Origin of the sequence: Intrasporangium sp. (assembly GCF_030452765.1) — a bacterium.
GTDB lineage: Bacteria > Actinomycetota > Actinomycetes > Actinomycetales > Dermatophilaceae > Intrasporangium_A.
Genome location: NZ_JAKDLO010000215.1, coordinates 1 through 6,505, shown reverse-complemented (window position 1 = coordinate 6,505; position 6,505 = coordinate 1). Strand labels below are relative to the sequence as shown.

The 6,505-nt window shown below is 70.5% G+C and carries 6 protein-coding genes; 4 read left to right on the top strand and 2 right to left on the bottom strand.

Going from position 1 to position 6,505, the window contains the following annotated elements; genetic code table 11:
• Positions 1–197: 197 nt before the first annotated feature.
• Positions 198–566, top strand: a complete 369-nt coding sequence (locus tag L0H79_RS19575) for a type II toxin-antitoxin system VapC family toxin (protein ID WP_301486320.1) — start codon at positions 198–200, stop codon at positions 564–566.
• 365 nt (positions 567–931) lie between these two features.
• On the opposite strand, the gene L0H79_RS19570 is transcribed toward L0H79_RS19575, so the two are convergent.
• Positions 932–1,579 (bottom strand): TetR/AcrR family transcriptional regulator, encoded by a 648-nt coding sequence (locus tag L0H79_RS19570; RefSeq protein ID WP_301486319.1) that lies wholly within the window; start codon positions 1,577–1,579, stop codon positions 932–934.
• Positions 1,580–1,727: 148 nt separating this feature from the next.
• Here L0H79_RS19570 and L0H79_RS19565 point away from each other — a divergent pair, with 148 nt between their 5' ends.
• Positions 1,728–3,323: an MDR family MFS transporter gene (locus tag L0H79_RS19565; protein ID WP_301486318.1), complete on the top strand. Its 1,596-nt coding sequence runs from the start codon at positions 1,728–1,730 to the stop codon at positions 3,321–3,323.
• A 114-nt stretch (positions 3,324–3,437) separates the two neighbouring features.
• Positions 3,438–4,466: an esterase family protein gene (locus L0H79_RS19560; RefSeq protein WP_301486317.1), complete on the top strand. Its 1,029-nt coding sequence runs from the start codon at positions 3,438–3,440 to the stop codon at positions 4,464–4,466.
• Between the two features lie 189 nt (positions 4,467–4,655).
• Here the strand turns inward: L0H79_RS19560 and L0H79_RS19555 are convergent, their stop codons facing one another.
• Positions 4,656–4,781 (bottom strand): hypothetical protein, encoded by a 126-nt coding sequence (locus L0H79_RS19555; protein ID WP_301486316.1) that lies wholly within the window; start codon positions 4,779–4,781, stop codon positions 4,656–4,658.
• Positions 4,782–5,413: 632 nt separating this feature from the next.
• Here L0H79_RS19555 and L0H79_RS19550 point away from each other — a divergent pair.
• Positions 5,414–6,055: a Crp/Fnr family transcriptional regulator gene (locus L0H79_RS19550; protein WP_301486315.1), complete on the top strand. Its 642-nt coding sequence runs from the start codon at positions 5,414–5,416 to the stop codon at positions 6,053–6,055.
• Positions 6,056–6,505 lie beyond the last annotated feature (450 nt).

Here is a 6,505-nt window from a genome sequence, read left to right as displayed (position 1 = left end):
GCGCAAGAGCTGACCGGGACGGTCGAGCGGTCCGCTCTGATCCGGCAGGCGCTCGAGGCCCTCGTAGCCCGAGAGAGTGCGCACCGGCTGGCTCGGCTGGGTGGGATCGATCCGGACGCGCAGGCCGCTCCCCGGTCGCGTCATGCTGGCGGGCCTCCGGCTGGCGGGCATGCGAACCCGCGATCCTCGCGGGCATCGTGATCCTCGTCGACACCTCGGTCTGGATCGATCACCTGCACCGGGCCGAGCCAGGCCTGGTCCGCTTCCTCGACGACGCGCTGGTGGCCACGCATCCGATGGTGATCGGCGAGCTTGCTCTCGGGAGCATGCGCCGGCGACGAGAGGTGATCGGGCTTCTGAGTGCCTTGCCGCACGTCGTCACCGCGACCCACGAGGAGTGCCTGACCCTCGTCGAGTCGCAGGACCTGCCCGGACGTGGCCTCAGCCTTGTTGACGCACACCTGCTAGCGTCTGCCCGTCTCACCCCAGATGCGAGGATCTGGACGCGGGACAAGCGCCTGGCGGCCGCCGCGTCCGACTTGTCGCTGTCGTGGGCGGGACCCTGACGGGAACCGGGTGCCCCGCCGCTGGGACGAAGCTCCTACACGAGTTCCTCGTCGGGACAGTCGAGCCCGGCTCGAGGGTCGTCACCGACGGATCGACGTCCTACCGGTCCGCGTGCCGGAATTGGTTCGTGCACGAGCCGCACCCGGCTGCTGGGCTACCGCCCGGTTCCGGAAGGATCCACCCCTGCCGGCCGGTAGGTGGGCGGGTCCCCAACTGGCTGTGGGCGAGCGACCCGGCGGGTGTCGGGCAGGTCAACCCTCACTCACCAACCTACGGAACGACGGGCTTCCACTTCGCCACGGATCACGTCCGCGGCGAACCCGGCACCATCACCGCCGGGAGCATTGGGGGTATGCCGCTCTGCTCAGTCCGCGGCTCGGCGCCGCCCCCGGGCCGCTGGCGACCGCAGCACGTCGTGTGCGATCCGCAGCGCGACGGCGCGTCGCTCGTCCGGGTCCACGTCGCCCTGCAGATCGCGGCTGAGCAGCGTTCCAGCGACAATGCTGAACACCGCGGTCCGGGCCCGGACCGCTTCCTCGTAGCCGGCCCCCGGAGGAAGCAGCGGCGCGATGATGCGCTGGAACAGCTCGATCGGCGGCCCGTCCTGCTCGTGCTCCGGGGCCAGCTCGCGCAACACATTCTGGTTCTGCTGGGCCATCGCCATGACCCGGCTGGCCGGGCCGAGCGCGAGGTCGACGGTCCGGCCCAGCAGCTCCTCGCGGGTCGCCTCGCCGGGCTCCTGCCGGTCTGCCCAGTCCGCGAGCGCCCGCAGCTGCTCCTGGAGCGTGGACAGCAGGCTCTGCAGGATCTGCTCCTTGGTGCGGAAGTGGTAGTAGAGCGCTGCCTTGGTCACGCCCAGCTCCTCGGCGATCTCACGCAGTGAGGTGCCGTTGTAGCCCTGCTCGGTGAACCGGCGCAACGCGACCTCGAGGATCTGCTCCCGGGTGCCCTGCGGCCGCCCGGCGCGATGGCCGCCCGGCGCCGTCGCGGGTGCTGACTCACCTGCTGTCATCGGCCGTCTCCTTCCGAAACCGCTTCCTGTGATCGCACTGTGATCCTACTTGACGACCGGCTAGGCGAACGCTTACCGTTCGACAAGTAGGCAACTAGCCGGTCGGCAAGCAAGCGAGCAGGCAAACACTCTCTCAAGGGGAACAGACATGAGCACCGACACCACCCGACCCGGAACGACCCGGGTCGACACGCCACCACCTCGCAGCAGCCGCGAGATCTGGACCGTCATGAGCGGTCCGCTGCTGTGCATCCTCCTCGCCATGCTCGACAACACCATCGTCGGGCCGGCGCTGCCCACCATCGTCGGAGACCTGGGCGGCCTCGAGCACCTGTCGTGGGTCGTGACGGGCTACACGCTCGCGGCGGCGGTCACCGCACTGCTCTGGGGCAAGGTCGGTGACCTGCTGGGTCGCAAGCCCGCCCTGCTCGCCTCCATCGGCGTCTTCCTCGCCGGCTCGGCCCTGACCGGCCTGTCCCAGTCGATGGTCGAGCTGATCGGCTTCCGGGCGTTGCAGGGCGTCGGCGCGGGTGGCCTCATGGTCGGCGTGCTCGCGGTGGTCGGCGAGCTCGTCTCGCCGCGCGAACGCGGACGCTACACCGGCGTCATCGGCGCCGTGATGCCCATCGCGATGATCGGCGGGCCCCTCGTCGGTGGCTGGGTCACCGACAACGCGTCCTGGCACTGGATCTTCTACCTCAACCTGCCGATCGGCCTGGCCGCCATGGCCGTGGTGACCGCGACGCTCCACCTGCCCGCCGGCCACCGGGACCCGTCCCGCGTCCAGATCGACTGGGCCGGTGCCGGCCTGCTCACGGTGTGGGCGTCAGCCGCGGTCCTGTTCGCAAGCTGGGCCGGCACCCAGTACGCCTGGGCCTCCTGGCCGGTGGTCTCGCTGGGCGTCGTCGCGCTGGTCGGCTTCGTGGCGTTCGTGGTGCAGGAGCGCCGGGCCAGCGATCCGATCCTGCCGCTCGGCATCTTCGGCAGCCGCAACTTCAGCCTCGCCGGAGCACTCGCCTTCCTCACCGGCATGGCCATGATGGGCGCATCTGCCTACCTGCCGCAGTTCCAACAGCTCGTGCAGGGGCTGTCGGCGACCAACAGCGGCCTCCTGCTGCTGCCATTGATGCTGACCCTCATGGTCACCTCGATCTGCACGGGCCTGCTCATGAGCCGGACCGGTCGCTCCCGGGTCTTCGTCATCGTCGGCAGTGTCATGCTCGTCGTGGGGATGGTCCTGCTCACCCAGGTCCGGGTCGACAGCGGAACGCTCGCGACCGGCCTGATGATGGCCGTCCTCGGGATCGGCATCGGCGCCCTGGTCCAGCCGTCGCAGCTGATCGCCCAGAACAGCGTCGGGCTGCGCGTCATGGGCACGGCGATGGGGGTCAACAAGTTCCTGCAGACCATGGGCATGTCGATCGGAACCGCGATCATGGGTTCGCTCTACGCGTCCCGCCTCACCGAGAGCCTCACGACGTCACTGGGCGCGCAGGGCAGTCGCCTCGCCTCCGGCGGGACGCAGATCCCCCCGTCGGTCCTGCACCGGCTGCCCGCGCCGGTCCAGGACGCGCTGCACGTGGCCGTGACGCATGGCATCCAGGGCGTCTTCTGGGTCGGTACCGCCTTCGCTGTCGTCGGGCTGCTCGTGGCGTGGTTCGTCACCGAGGTCCCGTTGCGCGAGAGCGTCGACGACACCGCCCCGGCCGAGCGCGCGCGGGAGCAGCTCCCCACCGATGCGTGACCGGTTGGCGCCCGGAGCGGCTGGGCTGACCTGCGAGCCGGGCGGCCCCGCGGAGCGAGCTCAGCGGCATACCCGCTGCGACGGGCGCAACGAGCACGCGGGCTACGGTGAGGGATGCTGCCCTGGAGCACGGACCTGGCCGGACGACTCGACGAGCACGTCATCGACAGCGAGGCGCTGCGGGGCAACCCGCTCGGTGACCCGCACGAGCGACCGCTCTGGGTCTATGTGCCGCCCGGGTACGACGACGAGCCGGGGCGGCGCTACCCGACGGTGTACGTCATCCAGGGCTACACCGGGCACCTGGCGATGTGGCGCAACCGGCAGCCCTTCCGGCAGCCGTTCCCGGAGACGGCCGACGCGGTGTTCGCGGGCGGGGAGGCGCCACCGGCGATCGTGGTCTACCTCGACGCGTGGACGGCCTACGGCGGCAGCCAGTTCGTCGACTCGCCGGGGACCGGGAACTACCACACGTACCTCTGCGACGAGGTCGTGCCGTTCGTCGACGCCCGCTACCGGACGCTCGCCGACCGGGAGCACCGCGCGATCATGGGCAAGTCGAGCGGCGGCTTCGGGGCGATGATCACCCCGATGCTGCGCCCCGACCTGTTCGGGGCGCTCGCGACGCACGCGGGCGACTCGCTCTACGAGTACTGCTACATACCGGAGTTCGCCAAGGCGGTGCGCTACCTGCGCGACTACGACGGCGAGATCCAGCGGTGGTGGGACGACTTCCGCGGCCGCGCCTCGTTCACCAAGGAGGCCGACCAGGCGCTGCTCATGCTGCTGGGGGTCACGGCGTGTTTCTCGGCCGATACCGACGGGACGCCGCGGCTGCCGTTCGACCCGGTCACCGGGCGGCTGGTCCCGCAGGTGTGGCAGCGCTGGCTCGACTGGGACCCGGTGCGGATGGTCGAGAGCCGATCCGAGGCGGTCACCTCGTGGCGGGCGGTGTGGATCGACGCCGGCACCCGCGACGAGTGGTTCCTCGACGTCGGGGCGCAGGCCTTCCACCGCGAGATCCTGCGGGCCGGCCTGCCCGAGGACCGGGTCCACTTCGAGACCTTCGACGCGGGCCACGGCGGGATCGACTACCGCTACCCGCTCGCGCTGGCCTGGCTCGCGGAGCGGATCGCGCCCTGAGGGGTGCGTGGCTGCGGGAGCCGGCTGAGCGGTATACGGGCGGGGACGAACCACTAGCTGTCGGCGAGCTGTGAGACGCGCTGCGGACTCACCCCGAGGAGGGTGCCGACGTCCCGGACCGTCAGCCCATCTGCACGAAGGAGTGCCACCGCCTCGCGGCTCAGGCGGCTCGCGTTCTTGGCCGCGACCTCAGCGGCCTGCGACGCCTCCGACCTGGGCGAGGCGGCGGGTCTGGGTGTGCAACGTGCCACGTTCGCTGACTATCTCGACGGCCCACCATTCGCCGGAGCGGACAGCGGTTGCGATGACCTTCATGTCAGCCCTCCATCTGCCGGATGATCGCGCGGGCAGTTATCTCGTTGATCTCGTTGTGACGGGGCACGGTCTGGATGCGGTCCCCGATCCTCACCCTTGGTGTGTGATCCGCCCTCCACCACGACAAGTTCGAGGCCGTCACGCTTGGCGATTCTCGCTAGCCGCTTCATGAGGTCGGTGCGCTTCGTCTCAAGTCGATCCGCTCTGTACAGATCAAGTAAAGCAACCTAGACAAGCTGAGCTGCGGGCGGTGCTCCATTCCGTACCTCGTCGTCCGATTCGCTTGCCTGAGAGACGATGTCACGTGGCCCGAGGTCGCCACAGCTGGACAGTTGCCACCTGTGGACAACCGTGCTGGTGAATACCAGGCGGCCGAGGACGCCGCGAGGGTGGCGGCACAGACCGAGCGGTATGCCGCTGAGCCGGCTCAGCGGCATACGACCCGTTGGTTGGTGGTGCCCGTCGTCGGGCCCGCGAACGGCTCCGTGAGGCGGGACTTCGTGCGCGCTCGACTGTGGCGTCAGGCGACGCAGTCTGGGCGCTGAGGTGGTCGGCGCGTCCAGGGGCACTACGCGGGACACTGGTAAGGATGCGGTCAGGGAACCGAGCCGGCGGACTGACGGGAGGGCTTCGTGGACTTCGACCTCTTGGCGCCGCTCGACCCGGCAAAGCAGCGCGAGGTGCTTTCGCTGACCACCGCTCACCGCTACCGGGCGGGGGAGGTCCTGTTCAACGAGGGCGACCTCGGGAACACGTTGCACCTGCTGGCTGCCGGCCGGGTCAGGGTCCAGTTGGCCACGCCCGATGGTGAGGTCATGGCGCTGACCGTGATGGGCCCGGGTTCGGCATTCGGGGAGCAGGCCCTCGTCGACACGACCGCACGGCGGACGGCGACCGTCGTGGCCATCGACCAGGTCGAGACCCGCACGCTGCACCGAGGCGAGTTCGAGCGGCTGCGCGCCCGGGAGCCGGCCGTCGACCGGATGCTGGTCGTCGCTCTCGCCGGGCAGGTGCGCCGGCTCTCCCGGCAGCTTGCGGAGATGTCCTACCTCCCGGCACCGACGCGGGTCCTGCGGCGGATGCTTGAGCTGGGCGCGCTCTTCGATGGTGGCCAGGTGCCGGTGACGCAGTCGGAGATCGCGTCCATGGCCGGCACGACTCGGGTGACAGTCAACCGGGTCCTGCACACGCTCGCAGAGGACCAGCTCGTCTGGCTCGGACGGGGGTGGTTCGCCGTCCTCGACCCCGCAGGACTGGCCCAGCGCGCCAGGTGAGCGATCTGGTGCTGCGCTGTGTATAGCGGTTGACAGACCGGACCTTCCCGCCCGGCGGATCATCGTGGACGCGGGCATTACAGCCCGTGGCACGACACGGAGGCGGCCATGGATGGAACCGCAGCTCACCACCCGGCATTCGTGGGGCCGGCGCCGACCGGCCTACGGGCCCTGTGCGAGCCTCGTCGCGGGCCGGCCGAGGTTCGGCCTGCTCGGCTCTCAGGTCACCTCCGCCCGGCGAGCAGGGCGCGAGTCGTGTGGTTCTGCGTCGCCGGCCTGATCACGGGCGGCCTTGCCCTGTGGGCGAGCTCGCATGGGGGGATCGGCCAGCGCGCCACCGAGGCGTCACTCGCCTCACTGGTGGTCGCGCTGGCCCCCCCCCCCCCCGGGGGCAAAAGCGGCGCCGTCGTGCGCCGGCGGTAGGGGGGCGCGGTCCCCCTGCACCCCCGG